Here is a 23,582-nt window from a genome sequence, read left to right on the forward strand (position 1 = left end):
GTAAAACGATGTTATTAATTGCCATTTCTTCTCGGTATTTCAGGTGGCCGCTCCATGCCCGGAGGCCGTCGCTGCCGTTTTGGTTTTGTTTTGTCCTTGGAATCGCCCTCATCAATCTTCTCCGGCTTCGGCACATGCTTAGCCTTGGTAACCTCCTTTATTTTTTTATCGGATTCCTGTTGTTTTTGCTTTGATTTTGGTGTTGTATCAGCAACGGCTTCAATCGAGTCGGCTGAATATTTATCAGACTTGAAATAAAATGATCTGTTGCTGTGCGGATGTTTTTTAACGGCAGCTATACATGGCATGAGTATAAGCGAGAACACGATATACACAAACCACTTAGTCATTTCGAAGGAGAAAAATTTAAAATTCTAATCAATATTCCAGCCTTTGTTTCAAAAATGGCAAATTTTTATTCATTCCGCTATTTTTTAATGCAGAATAAACGCCCGTTTTTGTTACAAGGGTAGGATGGAACAGCCGGCATTACGGCTGGCCAGGCCGGTAATCTCTTTTAGGTTATGTGGCCTGATCAGCTTAAATAGCTGATCTCCTTTGAAGTATATACCCTGTTATGATCGTCAATAATGACACAGGCCAGTTGCTGCAGTTTGTTGATGAGGTATAATCCTGCATTAACACCAAGCGCCATTATCGGCGTGGCCATAGCGTCCGAAAGTTCGGCAGTAGGACTAACAATGCTTACACTTTTCAGCACGCTAACAGGAAACCCCTTCTTAGCATCGATGACGGCAGGCATATCCTGGTGGCTTAAAACGGCGTTCTTCTCAAAGTTTCCCGATGTTGCTACCGCCATATTGCTAATCCTGATATCTGAATATGGTTGATCGACCTGTTTCGGATCGGCAGTAGCGATGGTCCACTGCTCATCGTTGGGCTGCAGGCCCCAGGTAAGCAGGTCACCGCCAGCATTCACCACGCCGGCCGATACGCCCATCATCTGCAAAATATATTTCGCGCGATCGGCGGCGTATCCCTTGCTTATTGCGCTAAAGCCTATGCGCATGCCTTTTTGCTGTAAAAAAACGGTTGTTTTTTCGGCGTTAAGCACCACCTTTTTGTAATTGGTGAACTTAACCGAATTAAGCTCGATCTTTTGCAGGTCGGCCGCCTTGTCGGCATTATAAGTAATATCAAATGTCCCCTGTGTAAGCACCGAAATATCCAGTGCACGTTCTATCAGCCTGAACAATTCCCCGGTCACCTTTACGGGTCTTATGCCCGCATTGCGGTTTATCTCGGTAACCTGGCTGTCGTCGCTAAGCGTACTCAGCATTTTTTCAATGCGGTTTATCTCGTCCACAGCGTTGTCGATACAATTATCAGCCCACGCCGCGTCGTTTGCCACAACGCTGATCTCGAATACATTACCCATCAGCCGCAAAGCACGCCTGAAAATACGAAGGTCATGATGATATGTTTTTACCGCTAACATAGGGGAACTTGCTTACAGGATATTTTTAAACATAGGGGTTAATTAAATAACCTGCCAGCCGGGGAACATGCCAATAGATCATTTTCTACGAAAATAGACCTGCTTCATGAAATTAAAATGAAAATGCCTCGAGGCGAAGCATTTTATTAACAGAATAGTGTAAAAATTGCGGGATTTATAAAAATAGCGCCTTGTTAAGCGACGGTACCCTCCTTTAGTTTTTCAGCATTTTCGGCAAACTGCAGCGATTCCAGTATATCCTGTATGCCGCCGTTCATCACTTCAGGCAGGTTATAAATGGTCAGGCCTATACGGTGTTCTGTTAACCTTCCCTGCGGGAAGTTGTAGGTGCGTACTTTGGCCGAACGGTCGCCTGTTGAAACCATGGTTTTACGCTTTTTTGATATTTCTTCCAGGTGTTTCTGCAGTTCCATCTCATAAATTCTGGAGCGGAGCACCTGCAATGCCTTATCGTAGTTTTTTAATTGCGATTTCTGATCCTGGCACTGCGCAATTATACCGGTTGGTATATGTGTTAAGCGGACGGCTGAATAAGTGGTATTTACTGACTGTCCGCCCGGGCCCGATGCGCAGAAAAGATCTTTGCGTATATCGGCGGGGTTCAGTTCAATATCAAATTCATCAACCTCGGGCAATACTACCACGCTTGCAGCCGATGTATGTACCCTGCCTTGCGTTTCGGTATCGGGCACACGCTGTACGCGGTGAACTCCCGATTCGTATTTCAACGTTCCGTATGCGTCATCTGCCAGCACGTTAAATACAATTTCCTTGTAACCGCCTGCGGTTCCTTCGGTATAATCTACCAGTTCGGTTTTCCATCCGCGTTTTTCGCAGTACCGCATGTACATACGGTACAGGTCGCCGGCAAACAACGCAGCCTCGTCGCCGCCAGTTCCGCCGCGTATCTCCACAATGGCATGTTTAGAGTCTTCAGGATCTTTCGGGATCAGCATCAGGCGTATTTCTTCTTCCTTCTCGTCGCGCTTTTCAAGCAATTCGTCAAGCTCCATCTTGGCCATTTCGCGGAATTCTTCATCTTTCTCTGTCGCCAGTATCTCCTTGTTCGCATCAATATTGCTCATAATGTTGCGGTAGATATTGTACTCTTCCACCACCTTCGCCAGGTCCTTATATTCCTTATTCAGCTGGGCAAAACGCTTCATATCAGCCATGGCATCGGGGCTGCTCAATTCCGTTTCAACATCTTTCCAGCGCTGATTTATCGCTTCTAATTTCTCTAACATATAACCTCACCTACATCCCCGCCAAAAGCGGGGGCTTTATTAGTATCGCTAAAAAAGCGCACAAAAATACGAAATTTAAAGCAGATTTTGAAGCAAAGGGTGTGCCTCCCAACTTATTACAATGCTGTCACATTAGGGTTTTTGAAATATTGGAGCTTTACGTCGCTCCCGTCGAACACGGCATACGAGCGCGTTAGCACCCATTCCCCCAGGTTAATATAGCGGCTTTTATTGTTACTTAGCAGCATGTCGGCTGTACGGTGCCGGTGCCCGAAGATAAGGTAATCATAGTATTCCTTTTGGATCAGTTGGTTGCAGAATACCGGCAGAAATTCAAGCCGCCTGGGGTTCGGTATACCTTTTTCCTTTTTGGTATTGGCTATGCGGCTATGGCTCGACCAGTAATTGGCCACCCCCACACCAAGGTTGGGATGCACGCGGGCAAAAAGCCATTGGCACAGCTTGCTGCGGAAAATTTTTTTCAGGAACTTATATTTATAATCGCCCGGCCCGAGCCCGTCGCCGTGGTGCAGGAAAAATTTCTTACCGTTCCGTTCAATCGTCAGTTCATTGGTGATGATGGTCGCATCCAGTTCCTTTTCAAAATAATTGAACATCCACATATCATGGTTGCCTTTGAAAAAGTAAATCTTGATACCCTCGTCGGCCATTTCGGCCAGCTTCCCGAAAAAACGCAGGTAGCCTTTCGGCACCACTGTCCGGTATTCGAACCAGAAATCAAACACATCGCCCATCAGAAAAACCTCCGAAGCGTCGACCCTTATCATATCCAGCCAGCTTACCATCATCATCTCACGCTCGCGGCTCGACTCGTAACTGGGCGCACCCAAATGAAAATCGGAAGCAAAATACAGTTTATCCCGGTTCGGCATATCGGATTCAAAAGTAATGGATTAGGATGAAAGTTTTTTATTTCGATATTTGATGGCCAATATTAACTACCCCATGCAAACCACTCTTCATGTCCTCAACGGCAGTTCAACCGCCCATGTCTTCCGCGAAACCGGTATACCGGGCGATATCCTGGTTTGGCGCGAAATATTTTCGCAGGGGCCATTGTCAAATAATGTTTCATCGGCCGATTTTTGGGAAACCCGTAAAAAATGGATAGCCCGCACCTTTAAAGAATTGCCGGAGGAATATCAAAAAACTGTCGTCGAGCCTCTTGAAATGCTGAAAGAACCTTACGAAACCATCAATCTTTGGTTCGAGTTCGATTTGCATTGCCAGGCTAACCTGCTTGGAATGATGGCTCTACTTGCGCAAAACACTAACCTGTCGCCACCGGCTGTATTCCTGATCTGCCCGGGCGAATTTCCCGGCAAACCTGATTTTAAAGGCATGGGCGAATTACAGGCAGACGAACTGGAATACCTCTACGAAAATATTATTGTACAGCTTGGCGAGATCGATTTTGTAATAGCCGGTGAAGCCTGGAAGCTTTATGTGGCGACCGATACCGATGCTCTTGAAAAGTGGCTCAACGAAACCGAATTTTGGGGTAATATGCACCTCTTAAAGCCGGCCATGCAGGCCCACCTAAAACGCTTGCGTACCAATGAAGCCGGTTTAAACTATATCGAACAAAAACTACTGGATATCTACAGCAAGGGCGCTCAAACCCGGCACACCATTTATCAGCGCTTCTGGAAAGACGAAAAGATATACGGCCTCGGCGATACGGAGATCGACCTGTACCTGCAACCCCTGATAGACAGGCAACTGATCAGGCTATAAGGCTATTTACCCGTAGTGGTATAAGGAACAACGGCTACGGTCGGCGTAGGGTAGCTTTCATTTTTCATGCGGTCGATAGCCGTTATTACGTAAAGGTACGTTTTGTTCTTTTCCGCTGTCTGGTCCTCATATTGCGTATTGGCGCTGTACTGGATATGCAGAATATTTTTGGGGTTAGTAAGATTTACCGTATCCGTATCGCTAAACCGGTAAATGACATAGCCATATACATCTTCGCTGTCGGCCGCCATTTCGGGGGTTTGCCATTGCAGGTTTACACCAAGGGCATTGGGTTGCGCCACCAGGTTCTTAGGCGGGTTTGGAGGCACCGAATCCAGCCAGAGCATCGGCGGCGGCAGGGCGGGGTATTTATAAAAATCGGTATGTAATGAGTCGGTAAATCCAAGGGGGTTTTTAATAAGCGAATTATTGCTGAAAAACACGCTGCCCTCCACCCGGTTATTGTCGCGCAGGTAACGCACCTGGTTGGGCAGTTCGAGCGGATTATGGAACGCTCTCGATTTAGGCTCAAAGGCCCTGTATGGCGCCTGCCCTATGTAAAGGTGCCTGCCATAGGTATTATCGCTCCACCAATCCACCAGGTTCTCAAACGGAGCCAGCCGGTAGCCGAAATTCCAGTACAGCTGCGGCACAACATAGTCTATCCAGCCTTCCTGCAGCCATTTGCGCGTATCGGCATACAATTCATAATACGAATCGCCGCCAGTGGTTTCAGAACCGTCCGGGTCCTGCCGGGCATTTTTCCAGATACCAAACGGGGCAATGCCAAACTTCATGTACCATTTATGCGCATGGATACTATCGCCTAATGCCTGTATCAGCAGGTCGACATTGTTGCGGCGCCAATCTTTTATGTCCGTAAACTCGCCGCCATAAGCTTTAAATGTTTCAGCGTCTTTGATCGTTTGCCCGTCGATTTTATATGGATAGAAATAATCATCCATGTGTACCCCGTCGATATCGTAATTGTCCACCACATTCAGTATCACTTTTACAATATAATCGCGCACCTGTGGTATGCCCGGGTTAAACAGTTTGATGCCGCCGTAAGTAAAAAACCAGCTGGGTTCCTGGTTGGTAATATGGCAGGTGCACAGGCTTTTAAAGTTCCCGTCGAAAGTAGCCCTGTAGGGATTGAACCATGCGTGCAATTCCATGCCGCGTTTATGCGCCTCGGTAATAGCAAACTGAAGCGGATCGAAAGCCGGATCGGGCGCCTGGCCCTGCTTGCCCGTCAGCCATCGCGACCATGGTTCGCTGCTTTTTGCGTAAAATGCATCGGCAGCCGGCCTCACCTGGAACATCACAGCATTAATACCCATCCGCTGATCGGCATCCAAAATATCCAGTAATTGCTGCTTTTGTTTTTCCACCGGCAAATGCGGGTCGCTGGGCCAATCAATATTAACTACCGTGGCTATCCACACTCCCCGGAATTCGCGCTTGGGTTCTGCGCTTGCAGCAGGCTTAACGACGGGTCTTTCAGCGTTATCACCTTCTGCCGGTTTCTTTGAAGCGTAGGGCTGGGCCTGTGTTTTGGTAACTACCAAAAAAGCAAAAAAAGTTAACAGGAGATATCGGCACACACGCATCGGGGGGAAATTATTAAAAGTTGCAAAGATATAAACTCATGGTTGATTTTTTTATTATACAGCGCAATTACACAGACATTTTTGTGTTTTACCTATATTCTAATTATTTTTAAAGCCGTCTACCGGAAAATAATAACCTATGAGAGAAACAATTTCCTAAAATTTTCATTTTATATCATTAACTAACATTTCTTGAAACAATAACCTGAATTGACTGTTAACTATCGTTAAGATTAACACAAAACAAATTTTATTAAAATTTAGGCAGATTTGTGTACTGCTGACCCTAACAAACTTTACACAACCATCCTAATTAAAAAACTTAGAAAAACAGCTATGGAAAATCAATCCGGACCAGCCCCTAAAAAGAACTCGAATGTCATCTATTTCCTGATCGTTGTTGTTTTAGCCTTATTGGGGACCGACGTGTACTTGTATTTGCAAAAAAACAAGTCGGACACTAAGATAGTGTACCAGGAAGATGAAAAGAACAGGTTAAAGGTTGAGCTCGACAGCCTTGAGGCCCAAATTGAACAGGTGAATACCGGCAAAGCAAAAATGTCGGCCGAACTGCGCGCCAAAAACGATTCGCTCGAAGCCAAGATCAAGGTTTTACGCGTTCAGCTCGACAAGGGTAAACTTACTAAAGAAGAACTTGCCAAAGCCCAGGAAGATGTAAAGCAACTTCGTTATTTTGTTGCCAATTACACCGCCCAGATAGAAGAATTAAAGAAGCAAAATACCAGCCTTGCCAGTGAAAGGGATACGCTTAAGACCAACCTGGCCACTACTACCCAAAAGGCCACTACGCTGGAAGAACAAAACAAGGACCTTGACAACAAAGTAACTATCGCCAAAGCGCTGAAAGTAGGTAGTGTAAATATAGTAGCTTACAAAGTAAAAAACAGCGGTAAAGAAGTTGAAGTTAGCCGCGCAAGCCCGGCTAAAAAGATCAAGATAAACTTTACAGTGGCCAGCAACACACTTGCGGACAAAGCCCTGCACGATGTATACGTTCGGGTGCTCGATCCCACCGGCAACCTGATCACCACTACCGATTCGGGTAATTTTAACGCAGATGGCCAAGACCTGCAATATACCTACAAAACGTCTATCGATTTTAAGAACGATGGCAGCATGTTCACTATCGATTGGACCAACCCCGCTGCGTTCCAGAAAGGCGCTTATACCGTAATGCTTTATTCGGATAATTCGACCATGGGCCAGGGAACCTTCTCGTTGAAATAAATAATTAAAAAATTTAATACCCGGTCCCGCCTGTATAAAAACAGGCGGGATTTTTATTTCAAAGCGATACAGGGCAGGCAATAAGGCCGCCTGATTTTCGCCTTTGTTTTTGGGAAGGTTTTAAAAGCGATATTTTTTCCCCGGTCGAAATCCTTGTCTTTGAGGGGGAGAGATGTCCGCAAGTTGCTATTGTGAATAAAGCTTAAGGATATTAAGCTACTTCCGGCAGGCTGATATAGAACGTTGTCCCTTCACCAATAACGGTCTCGAACCAAACCTTGCCGCCTGCGTTCTCAATTGAGTTTTTGACGAACGCCAACCCCAGGCCTGTGCCGGAGCTTTTCGTTGTAAAATTAGGCTCGAATATCTTCTCACGCAGGTTGGCAGGAATGCCGTTGCCATTATCCTTAATGCTCAGCAGGATGGCCCCGTTCGTTATCATATGCGCGATCTCGATAACACCGTCGCGGCCCTGTGGTATAGCCTCTATGGCATTTTTCAAAAGGTTATTAAAGCACCGCAGCAATTGGTCGCGGTCGGCGCTTACTTTAAATGGATCTTCGGGCGCCTGGTAGTTTATTTTAATATTTTCTGTTTGCTTATAAACCACTACAGCCTGTGTAAGTATATCGAAAACGTCCATTTTCTCCAACCTTGTATCAGGCATTTTGGCGAAGGCCGAAAACTCCGAGGCTATGGACGAAAGGCTCTCGATCTGCTCGACGAACGACTTGCTGAACCGTTCGAATTTCTGGTCGAATTTTGGGTCCTTGTCCTTCCACGATTTCTCCAGCAACTGCAGCCCCAGCTTAAGCGGTGTCAGCGGGTTTTTGATCTCATGAGCCACCTGCTTGGCCATTTCGCGCCAGGCACTTTCCCTCTCCGATTGCGCAAGCTTTTGCGCGCTTTGCTCAAGGGCAGCTATCATGTTGTTATATTCTGCTATCAGCGTACCTATCTCATCTTTACGCTTCCATTTTATCGGCTCGTTTTTTTGGCCATATATGGTTTTGCTCAGGCTGTATTGAATAATATTGAGCGGCGTGGTTATCTGCCGGGCAATAAATACCGCCAGCAGCCCTATAGCGATAAATATCAGGGCATAAATATTGATCATGGCATCCAGCAGCGAACTCAAGCGCGATTTGTAGTCCTCCTCGTTCGAGAACGACGGCAACTGCAAATACCCGATCGTTCTGTTCTGCCCGTTGGTTAACGCTACATAACCAGCCTTATAGCTAAAGTTTCCAATGATCTCCGGGTTAATGAATATGGATTTATTAAGCTGATGCAGGTTTATATAGGCTTTTCCATTGATCCTTTTAGCTATAAGGCCGTTGTCATAAAGCTTAGGCTGCGTCGATGCCAACATTTCGCCTTTGGTATTGAAGAGTGTAATATCGGCGGAATAAACATTTGCAAATTCATCAAACTTGGCCAGGTAGTCCTGCCCCATGTAATAAACACCGCCTGTAAGGCGGGCGTTTTCAAAAGCTCTACCTATTTGCAACAGCCTGTGGCTGATGGTGGCGTCCTGTTGTTCGCTGTATTGCTTTGTGATGGAAACATAGGTAATAACCCCACCAATATCAGTGTTGCGACTACTGCGAATACAATGGAAAGCTGTATCCTTGTTTTGTATAAAATATGCTCAAAATTGATCTTTAATACCCAATGGAAGTAGTTCTCCTCGGAATATAATATCCGTATACGCGCCCACAGCCACCGCATTACAATAACAACCGCGGCAAATGCAAGGAAAACAATAAAGAAGAAGGTGACCGAAGTAATGGTGTTGATGGCAACATTTTCCTTTTTGCTTATTACCAGCATGCTTCGCCCATCCGGCTGATAGATCAGGTGGTTATAGGTGTTCCATAATTTGTAGGATGCGAGGTCAGAAACGGTTGTGCTCTTAAATACCGTATCCTTTACTTTACCCTTAAACTCACGGTTTATAAGGCTATAATCGTATTTGCCTTTCTGGCTCATCAGCCTGTTATCGCTGTAATAGGCATAGGAGTAATCTTCAAAATCGTCCGCAGGCTTTACATTGTTATCCACGAGCAAGTCGAGCGGTGCATTTTCATTCTGCGTATCCTTCGAGTCGAGCGATATCACCAGCGTGCCGACGAGTTCCTTTTGGTCGTATACCGGTATCCTGGCCAGGTATTCCCTCGAACCGTAGGCCTTGCTGTTCCGGTAAAAATAGTCGGATATTTTCGGCGCCCCGCCTATTCTTACCATGTCTTTAAAAACATTCAGATCGTAGGACTGCTGCTCATATCCCTTCTGCGACAGGAATTGCTTGTCGCCGGTGTCGTACCCGTAAACATTCAATTTAAATTTCGACAGGTATTCGTAGAAATAAGTTTTTTGGAGATAAGCCTTTATAACATCATTATTGTGCACGGTATCAATAAAATACCGTTTCACATCCGGATCCGTTTCTATCTTTCGCTCGACAATTTTCAGGTAATGTTCGGTCGGCAGATCGGCAGTAGTTATAAGCTGGTGCAGAAGCTCCTTACGTTTTTCTTTTTCTTTAAGCGAAAGAAAGTGGTTTAGTTTAATAGCGGATACAGAAGCACAAACAAGGATAATGCTCACCAGCGCACCTGAATTTAATCTCGCCTGTTTATACAGGTAGGCATACCCCCGTATAAACACCCAGGCTGCACCAAAAAGGTAGAACAAAGTAAATTCGCCGCGGTTTAACACCGGGATAAATGTGGCAGCAAGTATAGCGGCTAAAAAGATAGCGGCCTGCTGCGATACCGGCACGGCAACCCGCACGCTAAAAGTGAGGCATATTTCGACAAGAACATAAAAAACAAGATAGGCGAAGCACAGCATCAGTATACCCATTACGCTATGATGCGTGAGGCCAAGCACATTATTAACGTCGAAATTGATCTTTGAATAAAGTACCAGGCCATGAAAGCGCCTGAGCAACAGGAAGGACACCCCGGTGATAGCCAATACACAAATCACAACAATAATATAACCTGCAATTTTACTGTAAGAAGGTTTTACAAGTTTGTTGCGGTAACGGTACACGAAACAAAAGAACCAGCTTATGGCAAGCACATTAAGACAAAAATCGCCGAACGAAGGGTATAAGGGCCCGCCATAATAAAGTGTGGGTTGAAAAATGGAGAGTTTGTAACTAAGGTCGGGCCAGTTGCAATAAATATTAAGATACCTTAACGTGACGATGAATATAAGCAGTACCGCGAACGACAGCAACAGGTAGCCTCTTACAGCTATATAATTACAGATATTGTGGATAAGCAGACACAGGACCAGAAAGCAAAGGGCCCATGACGCTATTTCGAAATAAAGGAACTTATGGTTAACCTCGTAAGGGTTTACCTTTACCGAAAAAAGGTATTTATCGGTAATGCTGTGTATTTCGTAAATATTTTTGTCATCATATTTCGCTATCTCGATATTATTGTCCTTAAGCAGGTTTTTTGCGAATATGTTCTGAAGGTATTGATTTTGAATTTTGTACTCAAGTTTTACCGGGATCAGGAAAACAGCCGAAAAATCTCCGTCCGTCTTCTTGATAGCGTTGTAATGCCCGTTCGATTCCTTAACAAAAGAATAGCCCTCCTTAATGGGATGCAGGGGTATTACCTTTATCCCGCTCCAAAACACAAGCCGCCCCTTTTTGTAGGTAAGCAGCCAGATATTTTCATCGGTCGTAAATTTCTTTATTGCCTTCAGCGCCGCGCGGTCGTCATCTTCCAGCGTTTTTAAATTATCGAAAGCTTTTTTATCGTTAATGACATCGGCAACAACACGTTCCTTTTTTTGCAGGTTACTTTCAAGTGTTTGCGCGGTTTGATACAGGTTATTTTTAGGCGTGTAAGTTTTCTGTATAACAATTGCTGTCAGCAGTAAACTGGCAAACAGGAGGGCCAGCATCAATCGTATTTTCGCAGCGGGTGTCAATGTTTCAAAAGGTAGGGATAAAAATACGATAAAAAAACAAAGCCATCCGTTTTCAGTTTGGATGGCTTCGCGATTTTTATTCGCTTAAAGCGGCACTGCTTGTTGCGGCCGCGCGGTCTACCTTTTTTACCAGGCCTTGCAGCACGTTGCCCGGACCAACTTCTATAAAGGATGTCGCCCCATCCTCCAGCATGTGCATCACGGTTTGCGTCCAGCGTACGGGGCCGGTAAGCTGTTCTATCAGGTTGTGTTTTATCTTAGCCGGATCGGTATAGGGTTTGGCGTCGATGTTCTGGTATACCGGGCATACCGGTTCTTTGATCTCCGTGTTCAGTATGGCATACTCCAGTTCCATTTTCGCTGACTGCATCAAAGGCGAGTGAAAGGCTCCGCCGACGTTCAGTTTAAGTGCGCGCTTGGCCCCTGCCGCAAGCAGTTTTTCGCAGGCATAGTCGATACCGGCGATACTGCCCGAAATAACCAATTGGCCCGGGCAATTGTAATTAGCGGGTACTACCACCTCGGTGGCCCGCTCGCAAATATCTTCCACGGTAAAATCATCCAGCCCCAAAATAGCTGCCATGGTCGAAGGCTGTATCTCGCAGGCCTTTTGCATAGCGTTGGCACGGGCAGCAACTAATCTTAAACCGTCTTCGAACGATAAAGCGCCCGCAGATACCAGCGCCGAAAATTCGCCAAGCGAATGCCCCGCTGCCATATCGGGTTTAAAATCATCGCCCAAAACCTTTGCCAGGATAACCGAATGTAAAAATATGGCGGGCTGGGTTACTTTGGTCTGTTTCAGGTCCTCGTCGGTACCGTCGAACATGATGTCCGTTATACGGAAACCCAATATTTCGTTTGCTTTCTCAAACAATTCACGGGCCTTGTCCGACTTATCATATAAGTCTTTACCCATGCCAACAAATTGGGCTCCCTGGCCCGGAAATAAGTATGCGTTCATATTAGTGATTAGTTGATTGGTGATTGGTTAATTAGTGACTTGTGATTAGTACGACGTGTTCCTGATCACTAATAACTAATAACTGATCACCCAAGTTTCGCCGTTATCAAATTTAAAAACTCTGTGCGGGTTTTTTCCTTTAAAAATTCGCCTGTAAAGGCCGACGTTGTAGTAACTGAATTTTGCTTTTGCACCCCGCGCATGCTCATGCAAAGGTGACGGCATTCAATAACAACCCCCACGCCAAGTGGATTCAAAGTTTCCTGAATACAATCGCGTATCTCATTGGTCAGGCGTTCCTGCACCTGCAGCCGGCGTGCAAAAACGTCCACCACGCGCGGTATTTTGCTCAAACCTACTACGTGCCCGTTCGGGATATAGGCAATGTGCGCTTTACCAAAAAACGGCAGCATGTGATGTTCACACATCGAATAAACCTCGATATCCTTCACCACCACCATCTGGCTGTATTCCTCTTTGAACATAGCCGATTTGAGTATCTCCTCGGCGTTGAGGTCGTAGCCCTGCGTCAGGAAAAGCATCGCCTTTGCCATTCGCTCGGGTGTTTTCAGTAATCCTTCACGGTTAGGGTCTTCTCCAATTTGTTCGAGGACGTTGTGATAAAGACCGCTAAGATTGTCTATCAATCCGGTATTGTACCGGTCTATCTTTTTGTACCCGTCTATACCTTCGTCGCGGTCGGGGTAAGCATCTGTTTTGTTCATTTCCAGGTTTTAATCACCAAAATACTCGGCCGAGTTGTTTTCCGTTTCAAATAATTTAACAGAATGCAGAAACACGCCTTCGTGTTTCTCTATCGGCCCTTTCAATTGGTTAAATATTTCGATGCAAAGTAACTCGGTCGAAGCCATCTTCCCTGTCATGAAGTCGACATCTTTGTTCAGATTTTTATGATCGAGTTTCTCTATCACGTAATCGTTAATGATCACTTTCAGTTCCTTCAGGTCTATCAGGTACCCTGTAGCATGACTTATCTCACCCTTCACCGTCACCAATAGATTGTAATTGTGCCCGTGCCAGTTAGGGTTTGCACATTTACCAAAAACCTCAGCGTTTTTTTCTTCGCTCCACTCTTCGCGGTACATACGGTGCGCAGCGTTAAAATGCTCTTTCCGTGTTATATAGATCATCATAATAATAATTGGCGCAAATATACAAAACAAAAAACTGCGCTTTGATTATCTTCGTTGTCAAAATAAAGCCATTATGCGGATATTGGTTGTTGCAGCTACTGAATTTGAAGTGGAATTTCAGAATCAAGAGTCAAGAGTCAAGAATCAGAATATTGAACTTCTTATAACCGGCGTCGGGATGGTGGCTACAGCTTTTGCATTAGGCAGGCACCTGGCAACCAACCGGTACGACCTGGCCATTAACCTTGGTATTGCAGGCAGCTTCGACCGAAGTATCGCTGTAGGCGAAGTGGTGGAAGTAGTGGAAGACAGCTTTTCAGAATTAGGCGCGGAAGATGACGAAACTTTTTTATCCATTGAGAAATTAGGCTTCGGCGAGGCTCATTTTAAACCCTCTGCCCGGCTTTATGACCATGGCATCACCCATATACGGCAGGTAAGCGCCATTACTGTAAATACCGTTCACGGCAATGAGGCCAGCATTAAAGAACTTGCCTGCCGCATTGAGCCCCAGCTGGAAAGCATGGAAGGCGCAGCATTTTTTTATGCCTGCAAACAGGCCGGCGTTCCGTGTATACAGATCAGGGCAGTGTCAAATTATGTGGAAAAGCGCAACCGCGATGCCTGGCAGATAGGGCTGGCCATTAAAAATCTGAATACATTTGCTGCTGAACTTTTCAAACGAGATTTCTCCCCATTGAAATAAATATCATGCTGCAGGAAATTTTAAAAAAACTGATAAAACGCGACCTGGAAAAGCTGAAAACTGAAATAGAAGCTTACCAGTCGGAAGGGAATATCTGGGTCGTAGAAGATGGTATTGCCAACTCAGCGGGCAACCTTTGCCTGCACCTGGTTGGCAATCTTAACCATTTCATTGGCGCTGTGCTTGGTAATACAGGTTATGTGCGCCAACGCGACCTCGAATTTTCGCTGAAGGATATACCGAGAGCCAGGCTGATTCAACAGATAGAAGATACGATCGTCGTGACGGAAGAGGTTATGAATAAAATTACCGACGAGCAACTGGCGGCCGAATTCCCCGTAGTAGTATTTTCAAAAGGTGATACGACCGCTTATTTCTTGTCCCACCTTGCAACACATCTCAGCTATCATTTAGGCCAGGTAAATTACCACCGAAGATTATTAGATAAATGAAATTAACACTTGGCTTCTCTCCCTGTCCTAACGACACGTTTATTTTCGATGCGCTGATCCATCACAAGATAGACACCGAAGGGCTGGAGTTTGAGGTGTTTTATGACGATGTGGAAACGCTGAACCAAAAAGCTTTCCGCGGCGAGCTGGATATCACCAAACTGAGCTACCATGCCTTTGCTTATGTAGTCGATAAATATGTTTTGCTGGATGCAGGCAGCGCGCTGGGTTTTGGCGTTGGTCCGTTGCTGATCTCAAAAAAAGATTTTTCAATTTCGGATTTAAATAATGCCGACCATAAAATTGGAATCCCAGGGAAGTATACTACCGCCAATTTCCTGTTGGGGCTTGCCTTACCCGAAGCTACCAACAAACAGGAAATGGTATTCTCGGAAATTGAGGATGCCTTGCTGGATGAAAAGATCGACGTTGGCCTCATCATCCACGAGAACCGTTTCACCTACCAAAATAAGGGCCTGAAAAAGATCATCGACCTGGGCGACTACTGGGAAAAGCTGACCGGCTGCGCCATTCCGCTCGGTGGTATAGTTACTAACAGGAATTTACCTTTGGAGGTACAGCATAAAATAAACAAAGTGCTGAAAAAATCGGTTGAGTTTGCCTTTGCCAACCCAAAATCGGGACTGGAATTTATCCGTTCGCACGCACAGGAAATGAGCGAAGAGGTAATGTACAAGCATATCGAATTATATGTGAACAAGTATTCGCGCGAGTTGGGCGAAGAGGGCCGGAAAGCCATTGATTTGCTTTTCGATACAGCGCGTGAAAAGGGGATTATACCGGAGATAAAGGAACATATATTTTTAAGCCCCACGCCCCCTAAAGGGGGAGAATAGTCCAGTTGGATTTGCTCCCCTTCAGGGGTTGAGGGCTAATATAATAACTTGTCATACGGATACCTCACCGTATGTATGGCAACAACTTTATCATAAAGCAGCTTCCTGAACTCATCCACATTTTCCTTTTTCAGTGCCGAAATAAAAATCGCCGGGTTATTGTCCTTGGCCATCCAGCTTTGTTTGAAATCTTCAAGGGTCAATTTGTGGGCTTCTTCACCGGGTTTTTGGATAGGTTCGTAAGCGTCTATCTTATTAAAAACCATGATGGTCTGCTTATCCCTTGCACCCAGGTCCTTCAATGTTTCATTTACCGTACGTATCTGGTCCTCAAAATAAGGGTGTGACACATCTACCACGTGTACCAAAATATCCGCTTCGCGAACCTCATCCAGCGTCGACTTAAAACATTCGACCAAATGGTGGGGCAATTTGCGGATGAACCCGACCGTATCCGAAAGCAGGAAAGGGAGGTTCTCGATAACTACTTTCCGCACCGTTGTATCCAGCGTGGCGAACAGTTTATTTTCAGCAAATACCTCCGATTTGGAGATCATGTTCATGATAGTGGACTTACCCACGTTGGTATAACCTACCAGGGCCACCCTAACCAGCTGGTTGCGGTTTTTGCGCTGGGTTTCGTTCTGCCGGTCTATTAATTTGAGCTTGTCCTTAAGTAGCGATATTTTATTCAGGATCAAACGACGGTCGGTCTCAATTTGCGACTCACCCGGTCCGCGCATACCGATACCACCCTTTTGCCGCTCTAAGTGCGTCCATAAACGGGTAAGTCGCGGCAGCAGATATTGCAGCTGCGCCAGCTCAACCTGTGCTTTGGCCTGCGCCGTTTGCGCACGGTTGGCAAAAATATCCAGGATCAAATTACTGCGGTCGAGTATTTTTACCTGTAGTTCGTTCTCTATATTTCTTAATTGCGATGGTGAAAGCTCATCGTCAAAAACCACGATGTCAATTTCCTCCGAATCAACAAAGGCCTTGATCTCCTCCAGCTTGCCGGTCCCCACAAAAGTTGCCCTTTCCGGGCGCAGCATTTTTTGGGTAAAACTTTTGACGGTCAGTCCGCCGGCTGTCTCCACCAGGAACTGTAATTCCTCCAGGTATTCCTTTGTCTGTTCTTCTGTCTCGTTCGGCGTAATAATGCCGACAAGCACCACTCGTTCCTGCTTCACAGCAGTATCATAAAATTTTTGCTTCATTCAATTCAATTTCTATCAATCAGGATGCCAGTTTGAGAAATATGTCAAAGTAACAGGAAGCCCGTATTACAACGCCCTCACAAACTCCCTCATCGCCGCACCCGGGTCAGCTTGTTTCATAAAGTTCTCGCCGATCAGGAAACCGTTAAACCCGGCATTTTTCAGTTGCTTAATGGTTTCAATATTACTGATAGCGCTTTCTGATATTTTTAAAAATTCCGATGGGATATACTCCGCCAGTTGGTAAGAAGTTTCTACCGATACCGTAAAATCAGCCAGGTTGCGGTTATTTACGCCAATTGCATCCAAATTAGGGTTAATGCTTCGTTGCAGCTCTTCTAAATTATGCACTTCAAGCAGTACATTCAAGTTAATACTCTTTGCCAGCGAGGCCAACTGCTGAATTTGTTCGGGTGTTAATATCGCCGCGATCAGCAAAATGATATCTGCGCCTAATGCTTTCGCTTCTATCACCTGGTAATCATCTATCATAAAGTCCTTTCGCAAGATGGGTATTTTATTTGCCAGGCGTGCGCGGCGCAGGTCGACTTTCCTCCCCATAAAATACTGGCGATCGGTTAACACCGACAATGCCGATGCCCCTGCCGCGGCGTAGCCGGTTGTAACGTCCTCAACAGAAACTTTATCGTTTATGATCCCTTTCGAAGGCGATTTCCGCTTGAACTCGGCAATGATCCCGGTTCGTTCCGGGTCGAGTAAAAAATCCCTAAAGGAAAGCACCTCGCGGTGAAAGTACTCCGATTCCTCCAGGCTGGTGTACGAAACATTCTTTTTAGCGGCTTGTATCTCCGTCTTTTTATGCGCGACTATCTTATCGAGTATGTTCATAAACTCCCTGCCCCTGAAAGGGGACTGTTTTGCAATGATATTAAATTTTGATAAAATGATTTTCCGTGATTTTAACCTCTTCGATGTCGAACGATGGTGAAAGCCAGTTATATAACATGGCCCTGCCATGCTCGGTTAAAACTGACTCCGGGTGAAACTGAACGCCACGTACATCGTATTGTTTATGCCTTAGCGCCATAATACTATTATCCTGTTCGTCAATGGCGGTCACGGTTAGCACGTCCGGCAATCCGTCCCTGTCCACCACCCACGAGTGGTAGCGCCCCACTTTGAAACTTTGGGGCAAACCGGCAAACAGCTTTTCCTGGGGATCGGTAACTTTAATGGGGGTTGCTATGCCATGCATCGGGCGACTGAGGTTATACAACTTCCCGCCAAAAACTTCGGCAATGGCCTGCTGGCCCAAACACACGCCAAAAATACTTTTCGTGGGCGCATACGTCGCTATTACCTCCAGAAGCAAACCAGCTTCGGAAGGTATGCCCGGTCCTGGTGACAGGATGATATGGCTATATGCATCCACATCGCCAATGGCGAATTTATCGTTCCTCCAAACATCGCACTGCAAACCCAATTCGTTTACCAAATGCACGAGGTTGTAAGTGAAGGAATCGTAGTTGTCTATTATAAGGATCTTGTTCATTTTAATCTGTTTTAACTGCTCACAAACTCTCCGCCAACTCGATGGCTTTACGCAACGCTGCTATCTTATTGTCCACTTCTTTCAATTCACTTTCCGGGTTCGAGTCGGCTACAATGCCCGCGCCGGCCTGGTAGTGCAGCGTATTATTTTTGCTCAAAAACGAGCGGATCATAATAGCATGAATAAAGTCGCCGTTGAAACCCAGGTAGCCTATGGCGCCGCTGTAAAAGCTGCGCTTTGCTTTTTCATTCTCGTCGATGATCTCCATGGCCCGGTACTTGGGCGCGCCGCTAAGCGTACCTGCCGGGAAAGTGTCTGCTACGATCTTAAAGGACGAAACATCATCCCGTAACGTACCGCTCACATGCGACACCAAATGAATAAGGTGCGAGTAATACTGAACTTCCTTAAAGGCCTTCACTTCCACCTGCTCACAATGCCGGCTCAGGTCGTTGCGCGCCAGGTCCACCAGCATTACGTGCTCTGCCGACTCCTTAGGGTCATTCTCAAGCTGACGTGCTATTTCCGCGTCTTTAATATCATCGCCGCTGCGCTTAAAAGTTCCGGCTATCGGGAATATGCTGGCGACCTTGCTTTTGATAGTGATCTGCGCCTCGGGCGACGAACCGAATATCCTGAAATCGCCGTAATCGAAATAGAAAAGATAAGGCGACGGGTTGATTGACCGCAGAGCGCGGTAAACGTTAAATTCGTCCCCTAAAAATGTTCTTGAAAATGGCCTGGAAGGAACTATCTGGAAAACATCGCCCCTGAAAATATGCTGCTTCATTTTATCCACCATCGCCATAAACTCCTCACCTGTCAAACTTGACCGCTCCTCTCCTTTGGTTTGGAAATGATATTCAGGAAAGTTTTTGTTCTTGATCAGGTATTCCAGCTTTTCGATGCCTCCGTTCGCCGGCAATCCTTCGGCCTGGTTGTGGAAGATATGGAGTTCATTTTTAAAATGGTCGATGGCTATAATGTACCGGTATATATGGTACTGCATTACGGGTATCTTCCTCGGGTCGTTCTCAACCTGTTTCAGTTTGATGGTTTCGAAATGCTCCACGGCCTCGTGGGTGAAATACCCGAATAAACCATTAGATATGATCTTTGTCGGATTTTCGCTCACTTCAAATTCAGACAGAAAGCGGGTAGCCTCTTCAACCAGGTCGAATGTACCGGCGGCCTTATCTTCAATTTTTCCTCCCGGGTAGCTTTTCCGCAACTGACCGTCGTTTAGCACCAGGCCCGCAATTGGTTCGCAACAAACATAGCTCAGACTGTTCTCGCGACTGTGGTAATCCGAACTTTCCAGCAGCAGCGAGTTGGGGAACACATCGCGCAAACGTAAATAAATGCTTACCGGTGTTGTGGTATCGGCTAATAGCTTTTTAGAAGTAGTTGTTATCGTATATGTTTTCATTTTCTTGTTTCGGTCGCGTTATAAAACAAAAAACCCGGCGATTGGTGCGCCGGGTTATCTTAGGTTTACAATTGATTAGTATCTATCATCAAAAACACATCCGGCTGCCATTTTCATGGTGCCACCAGCTGTTATTTTTGTTGTTTTTAATCATCGCGGTGACAAATTTATAAAGAAATTTGAATTACCAAATTTTTTCTCAAAAAATATATTATTAAATATACCGGATAGGTCGTTTTAATCTTCCTTTAGCCGGATAATATGACCGATTTACGGTCACCATTTATTTATATCAATGCGTCATCGCCAGCAAGCCCCTGCCGCTCAGCATAATGGTTGCAACAACAATCACCAACGCGACGGTATAGAATATGGCGATAGCTTTATGTTTTGCTTCAGGTGATGTTGCCTTTTTGGACTTACTGTGCCCGATAGTGATCAAAACGATGGCGATGATCATAGCTGTCAGGTGTTCCACGGTCCAGTAACGGGTATCATGGTCTTTCATCGTGTCGCTGCCAAACCTTACGAAAGGGCTCAAAAAGTAAAGCACCAGCCCTATCAAAAGTTGCGTATGCACCGATATCATGGTAAACAGGTTCAGCTTGCGGTTACCTTCGCTGTATGGTTTTTTTCCCAGCCAGTCGGCCCAGGCCCTGATAATAGCTAAAAGCAGCAGTATTAAAACGATGTACCGGAAGCCCGAGTGGAGTTCCCTGAAAAAGCTGTATGGAGTCATTTTGTTAAATTGTTTTGAAAAGTAAGCAGAAGGTTGAAATTTTTGCCCGCTTGCATGTAACAAACGTGTAACAAATATAGAATGATTGCTTGGAAAATTACTTAGTGTATTAATGTTTAAATAACTTTAGAGCATTAACTGAACTTATAAAGAATGAAGAAACTTTTACTTCTGTGCTTTGCCATGGCTGCATTCCACTTGTGCCATGCTCAGCAAACCTTTCCCGTTAACGGCGCATGGGACGTGCGCCCCGGGCAATACGCCTTTACCAACGCCAATATCGTGGTAAATGCCGGGCAGACCATAAGCAATGGGGTGCTGCTGGTGAAAGACAGGGTTATCGAATCCGTGGGTCAGAACGTTGCTATCCCCAAAGGTTATGTTGTTGTCGACCTAAAGGGTAAATATATTTACCCCGGCCTGATCGATGCCTATACTACTTACGGTATGCCTGAAGCTCCGCGACAGGCGTTTGGGTCGGGCAGGTTCCAGATCGTACCAACATCAACCAAGCCCGGTGCCTATGGCTGGAACGAAGCCATACGCCCCGAAATGAATGCCAAAGCAATTTTCCACGGCGACGATAAAAAAGCCGAAGAGCTAAAGAAGAACGGTTTTGGGGCCGTTCAGTCTTTGATACACGATGGCATAGCCCGTGGCACATCGGTAGTAGTTTCGCTTGGCGACGAGCGCGACAATGAAGTAATGCTCAACGATGAAGCTGCCGCACATTACTCTTTCAGTAAAGGCACCGCGGCAACCAACTACCCGTCATCGCTGATGGGCAGCATTGCCCTGCTGCGCCAGACCTATTACGACGCGGACTGGTACAAAAATCAAAAAGAAGAATACAATATTTCGCTGGCTGAATTTAATGCCGAGCAGAACCTGCCGCAAATATTCGAAGCGGGCGACGTATTAAATGTATTACGTGCCGATAAAATAGCCAAAGAGTTCGGCAAACAATACATCTTCAAGACCGACGGTGAAGAGTACCGCCGGATGGATGCCATGAAAGCCACCGGGAGCAGCTTTATTATCCCGCTAACATTCCCTGAGCCTTATGATATAGAGGACCCACTCGATGCCAAGAACATCAGTTACGAACAATTGAAGAACTGGGAGCTTGCACCCACCAATCCCGCTGCCATGGAAAAGGCGGGTATCAAATTTGCCATTACTTCCTACGGTTTGCAGAATGCGAAGGATTTTTGGACCAATTTGCGCAAGGCGATGGATTATGGGCTGAGCGAAAAACAGGCACTGTTATCGTTAACGCAGATACCTGCGGAAATGCTTGGTGTGAGCGACAAGGTGGGTTCCTTGTCCAAAGGGAAACTGGCCAATTTTATTATCACTTCCGACGATCTTTTCAAAAAGGACAATATTATCTACGAGAACTGGGTGGAGGGTCGCCAGTACGTGGTTAGCCGTATGGACGTGACCGACCTGTGTGGCATTTATTCGCTTGCAGGTGATGAACTCGCCAATATCAAACTTAAAATAGGTGGCACCCCCGGTGCATATGACCTGAACGTTGAGCGTACCGGTGCCGACAGTACCCGCGCCAAGGGCACCATCAAGCGCAGTGGCGACATCGTAACCATCTATTTCGATCTTAAAAATAAGCCCGCGGGGAGCATTCGTTTAAGCGGGTATATCACTTCGGCTTCGCCTGTAGCCTTAGCCGGCGATGCGATACTGCCTGATGGTACTTTTACCCGGTGGACCGCAACTTTAACGGCGCCATTTACACCTTCAACCCCGAAACCAGAAACCAAACCCGACCTGGAGGTTGGCCCGGTGGTTTATCCGTTTGCTCCTTTTGGCAATACCGAATTACCAAAGCAGGAGACTACCCTGTTCAAGAACGCCACTGTTTGGACCAACGAAAAAGAAGGCATCCTTAAAAACGCCGACGTGCTGATCGAGAACGGCAAGATCAAAGCGATAGGCAAGGATCTCAAAGCACCTGCAGGCGCAAAGATCGTCGACGCTACCGGCAAACATATTTCGCCGGGTATAGTGGACGAACACTCGCACATTGCCGTTACCGGCGGTGTAAACGAGGGCACGCAGGCCGTAACATCGGAAGTTCGTATAGGCGATGTGCTCGATTCGGAAGATATACAGCTTTACCGGCAGCTGGCGGGCGGGGTAACTACTTCGCAGATCCTGCACGGTTCGGCCAACCCTATCGGCGGGCAGACCATGCTTATCAAACACCGCTGGGGTGTATTACCCGAGCAAATGAAACTGGAGGGTGCACCCGGCTTTATCAAATTTGCACTTGGCGAGAATGTGAAGCAAAGTAACTGGGGCATTCCACAGGGCACCGCGAATATGCGCTTCCCGCAAACGCGTATGGGAGTTGAGCAGGTTTATGTAGATGCGTTCACACGCGCCAAAGAATATGAGGCGGCACGTGCCGTAAAAGGCAATCATGTGCGCCGCGACCTGGAGTTGGATGCCCTGGCCGAAATATTGAACGATACCCGCCACATCACCTGCCACTCCTATGTACAGTCAGAGATCAACATGCTGATGCACGTGGCCGACTCGATGGGCTTTAAGGTGAACACCTTTACCCATATACTGGAAGGTTATAAGGTGGCCGACAAAATGAAGGCAAGGGGTATAGCGGGGTCTACTTTCTCCGATTGGTGGGCCTATAAAATGGAAGTGCAGGAAGCCATTCCTTACAATGGGGCCATCATGCACGATGTGGGTGTTACAACGGCATTTAACTCAGATGACGAGGAAATGGCCCGCCGCCTTAACCAGGAAGCCGGCAAGGCCGTAACCTACGGCAAAGTAAGCGAGGAGGAAGCATTGAAATTCGTGACACTTAACCCTGCCAAAATGCTGCACGTGGATAACCGCATCGGCAGCCTGAAACCGGGTAAAGATGCTGACCTTGTTGTGTGGTCGGCTGATCCGTTATCGATCTATGCCGTGGCAGAAAAAACTTATGTAGACGGCATACCTTACTGGGATATTGATAAAGACGCCGCCAAACAAAAAGCGTTGAAAGCCGACGAGGCACGCATCATCCAAAAAATGATAGCTGCAAAAAACAAAGGCGAAGCAACACAGCGCCCAACGGGTGGCGGCCGCCGCCCGCATTACACCTGCGATACTATCGAGGATGATGCTTATGTAGTGGCAGATGATTACAACGGTATGCAATCCAAAAGCACCGTCGATAAAAGCAAGGATCAACAATAACCCTAATTGATATAAAC

21 protein-coding genes are annotated in these 23,582 nt (G+C 46.2%); 6 read left to right on the top strand and 15 right to left on the bottom strand.

The window, feature by feature from the left end; genetic code table 11:
- Positions 1–14: 14 nt before the first annotated feature.
- The 4 genes from FRZ54_RS01350 to FRZ54_RS01365 form a co-directional block, all read right to left on the bottom strand.
- On the bottom strand, positions 15–350 hold the full coding sequence (locus tag FRZ54_RS01350) for a hypothetical protein (protein ID WP_147029859.1): 336 nt from the start codon (positions 348–350) through the stop codon (positions 15–17).
- Positions 351–535: 185 nt separating this feature from the next.
- The gene (locus FRZ54_RS01355) at positions 536–1,459 is read right to left on the bottom strand and encodes an FAD:protein FMN transferase (RefSeq protein ID WP_147029860.1); all 924 of its coding nucleotides are present in this window, start codon (positions 1,457–1,459) and stop codon (positions 536–538) included.
- A 194-nt stretch (positions 1,460–1,653) separates the two neighbouring features.
- The gene (gene prfA, locus FRZ54_RS01360) at positions 1,654–2,727 is read right to left on the bottom strand and encodes a peptide chain release factor 1 (RefSeq protein ID WP_147029861.1); all 1,074 of its coding nucleotides are present in this window, start codon (positions 2,725–2,727) and stop codon (positions 1,654–1,656) included.
- Between the two features lie 116 nt (positions 2,728–2,843).
- Complete coding sequence (locus FRZ54_RS01365) at positions 2,844–3,620, bottom strand: UDP-2,3-diacylglucosamine diphosphatase (protein ID WP_147029862.1); 777 nt, start codon at positions 3,618–3,620, stop codon at positions 2,844–2,846.
- A 73-nt stretch (positions 3,621–3,693) separates the two neighbouring features.
- On the opposite strand from FRZ54_RS01365, the gene FRZ54_RS01370 reads away from it, so the two are divergent.
- Positions 3,694–4,485 (top strand): DUF1835 domain-containing protein, encoded by a 792-nt coding sequence (locus FRZ54_RS01370; RefSeq protein ID WP_187359721.1) that lies wholly within the window; start codon positions 3,694–3,696, stop codon positions 4,483–4,485.
- 2 nt (positions 4,486–4,487) lie between these two features.
- On the opposite strand, the gene FRZ54_RS01375 is transcribed toward FRZ54_RS01370, so the two are convergent.
- A complete protein-coding gene (locus FRZ54_RS01375) occupies positions 4,488–6,056 on the bottom strand; it encodes a glycoside hydrolase family 10 protein (RefSeq protein WP_228462600.1) in 1,569 nt (522 codons plus the stop codon).
- Positions 6,057–6,434: 378 nt separating this feature from the next.
- On the opposite strand from FRZ54_RS01375, the gene FRZ54_RS01380 reads away from it, so the two are divergent.
- Positions 6,435–7,346, top strand: a complete 912-nt coding sequence (locus FRZ54_RS01380; protein ID WP_147029865.1) for a hypothetical protein — start codon at positions 6,435–6,437, stop codon at positions 7,344–7,346.
- Between the two features lie 211 nt (positions 7,347–7,557).
- On the opposite strand, the gene FRZ54_RS01385 is transcribed toward FRZ54_RS01380, so the two are convergent.
- The 5 genes from FRZ54_RS01385 to FRZ54_RS01405 all read right to left on the bottom strand — a co-directional run bounded on the left by FRZ54_RS01385 (position 7,558) and on the right by FRZ54_RS01405 (position 13,421).
- On the bottom strand, positions 7,558–8,856 hold the full coding sequence (locus FRZ54_RS01385; RefSeq protein ID WP_147029866.1) for a sensor histidine kinase: 1,299 nt from the start codon (positions 8,854–8,856) through the stop codon (positions 7,558–7,560).
- On the bottom strand, positions 8,847–11,306 hold the full coding sequence (locus FRZ54_RS01390; RefSeq protein WP_147029867.1) for a hypothetical protein: 2,460 nt from the start codon (positions 11,304–11,306) through the stop codon (positions 8,847–8,849). Before FRZ54_RS01390 ends, FRZ54_RS01385 begins: the two co-directional genes overlap by 10 nt.
- A gap of 76 nt (positions 11,307–11,382) precedes the next feature.
- Entirely contained in the window at positions 11,383–12,270 is an 888-nt protein-coding gene (gene fabD / locus FRZ54_RS01395; RefSeq protein ID WP_147029868.1) for an ACP S-malonyltransferase, read from the bottom strand.
- 86 nt (positions 12,271–12,356) lie between these two features.
- Entirely contained in the window at positions 12,357–12,995 is a 639-nt protein-coding gene (gene folE / locus FRZ54_RS01400) for a GTP cyclohydrolase I FolE (RefSeq protein ID WP_147029869.1), read from the bottom strand.
- A 9-nt stretch (positions 12,996–13,004) separates the two neighbouring features.
- The gene (locus FRZ54_RS01405; protein ID WP_147034389.1) at positions 13,005–13,421 is read right to left on the bottom strand and encodes a 6-pyruvoyl trahydropterin synthase family protein; all 417 of its coding nucleotides are present in this window, start codon (positions 13,419–13,421) and stop codon (positions 13,005–13,007) included.
- A 76-nt stretch (positions 13,422–13,497) separates the two neighbouring features.
- On the opposite strand from FRZ54_RS01405, the gene mqnB reads away from it, so the two are divergent.
- The 3 genes from mqnB to FRZ54_RS01420 are packed head-to-tail and all read left to right on the top strand — an operon-like array spanning position 13,498 to position 15,439.
- Positions 13,498–14,130, top strand: coding sequence for a futalosine hydrolase (gene mqnB / locus FRZ54_RS01410; protein ID WP_147029870.1), 633 nt, complete (start codon positions 13,498–13,500; stop codon positions 14,128–14,130).
- Positions 14,131–14,135: 5 nt separating this feature from the next.
- Entirely contained in the window at positions 14,136–14,582 is a 447-nt protein-coding gene (locus tag FRZ54_RS01415) for a DinB family protein (protein WP_147029871.1), read from the top strand.
- On the top strand, positions 14,579–15,439 hold the full coding sequence (locus FRZ54_RS01420) for a menaquinone biosynthesis family protein (RefSeq protein WP_147029872.1): 861 nt from the start codon (positions 14,579–14,581) through the stop codon (positions 15,437–15,439). The genes FRZ54_RS01415 and FRZ54_RS01420 overlap by 4 nt, the downstream gene beginning before the upstream one ends.
- Before the next feature lie 35 nt (positions 15,440–15,474).
- On the opposite strand, the gene hflX is transcribed toward FRZ54_RS01420, so the two are convergent.
- The 5 genes from hflX to FRZ54_RS01445 all read right to left on the bottom strand — a co-directional run bounded on the left by hflX (position 15,475) and on the right by FRZ54_RS01445 (position 20,337).
- Complete coding sequence (gene hflX / locus FRZ54_RS01425) at positions 15,475–16,656, bottom strand: GTPase HflX (protein WP_147029873.1); 1,182 nt, start codon at positions 16,654–16,656, stop codon at positions 15,475–15,477.
- A 66-nt stretch (positions 16,657–16,722) separates the two neighbouring features.
- A complete protein-coding gene (trpC, locus tag FRZ54_RS01430) occupies positions 16,723–17,505 on the bottom strand; it encodes an indole-3-glycerol phosphate synthase TrpC (RefSeq protein WP_147029874.1) in 783 nt (260 codons plus the stop codon).
- A 40-nt stretch (positions 17,506–17,545) separates the two neighbouring features.
- The gene (locus FRZ54_RS01435; RefSeq protein WP_147029875.1) at positions 17,546–18,169 is read right to left on the bottom strand and encodes an anthranilate synthase component II; all 624 of its coding nucleotides are present in this window, start codon (positions 18,167–18,169) and stop codon (positions 17,546–17,548) included.
- 19 nt (positions 18,170–18,188) lie between these two features.
- Positions 18,189–19,598 (bottom strand): anthranilate synthase component I family protein, encoded by a 1,410-nt coding sequence (locus tag FRZ54_RS01440; protein WP_147029876.1) that lies wholly within the window; start codon positions 19,596–19,598, stop codon positions 18,189–18,191.
- Between the two features lie 292 nt (positions 19,599–19,890).
- Positions 19,891–20,337 carry a cytochrome B gene (locus FRZ54_RS01445; RefSeq protein WP_147029877.1) on the bottom strand — a complete coding sequence of 149 codons (447 nt, stop codon included), beginning with the start codon at positions 20,335–20,337 and terminating at the stop codon, positions 19,891–19,893.
- Positions 20,338–20,490: 153 nt separating this feature from the next.
- On the opposite strand from FRZ54_RS01445, the gene FRZ54_RS01450 reads away from it, so the two are divergent.
- Positions 20,491–23,565 carry an amidohydrolase family protein gene (locus FRZ54_RS01450; RefSeq protein ID WP_147029878.1) on the top strand — a complete coding sequence of 1,025 codons (3,075 nt, stop codon included), beginning with the start codon at positions 20,491–20,493 and terminating at the stop codon, positions 23,563–23,565.
- The last annotated feature ends 17 nt before the right edge of the window (positions 23,566–23,582 follow it).

Source organism: Mucilaginibacter ginsenosidivorans, from assembly GCF_007971025.1.
GTDB classification, from domain to species: domain Bacteria; phylum Bacteroidota; class Bacteroidia; order Sphingobacteriales; family Sphingobacteriaceae; genus Mucilaginibacter; species Mucilaginibacter ginsenosidivorans.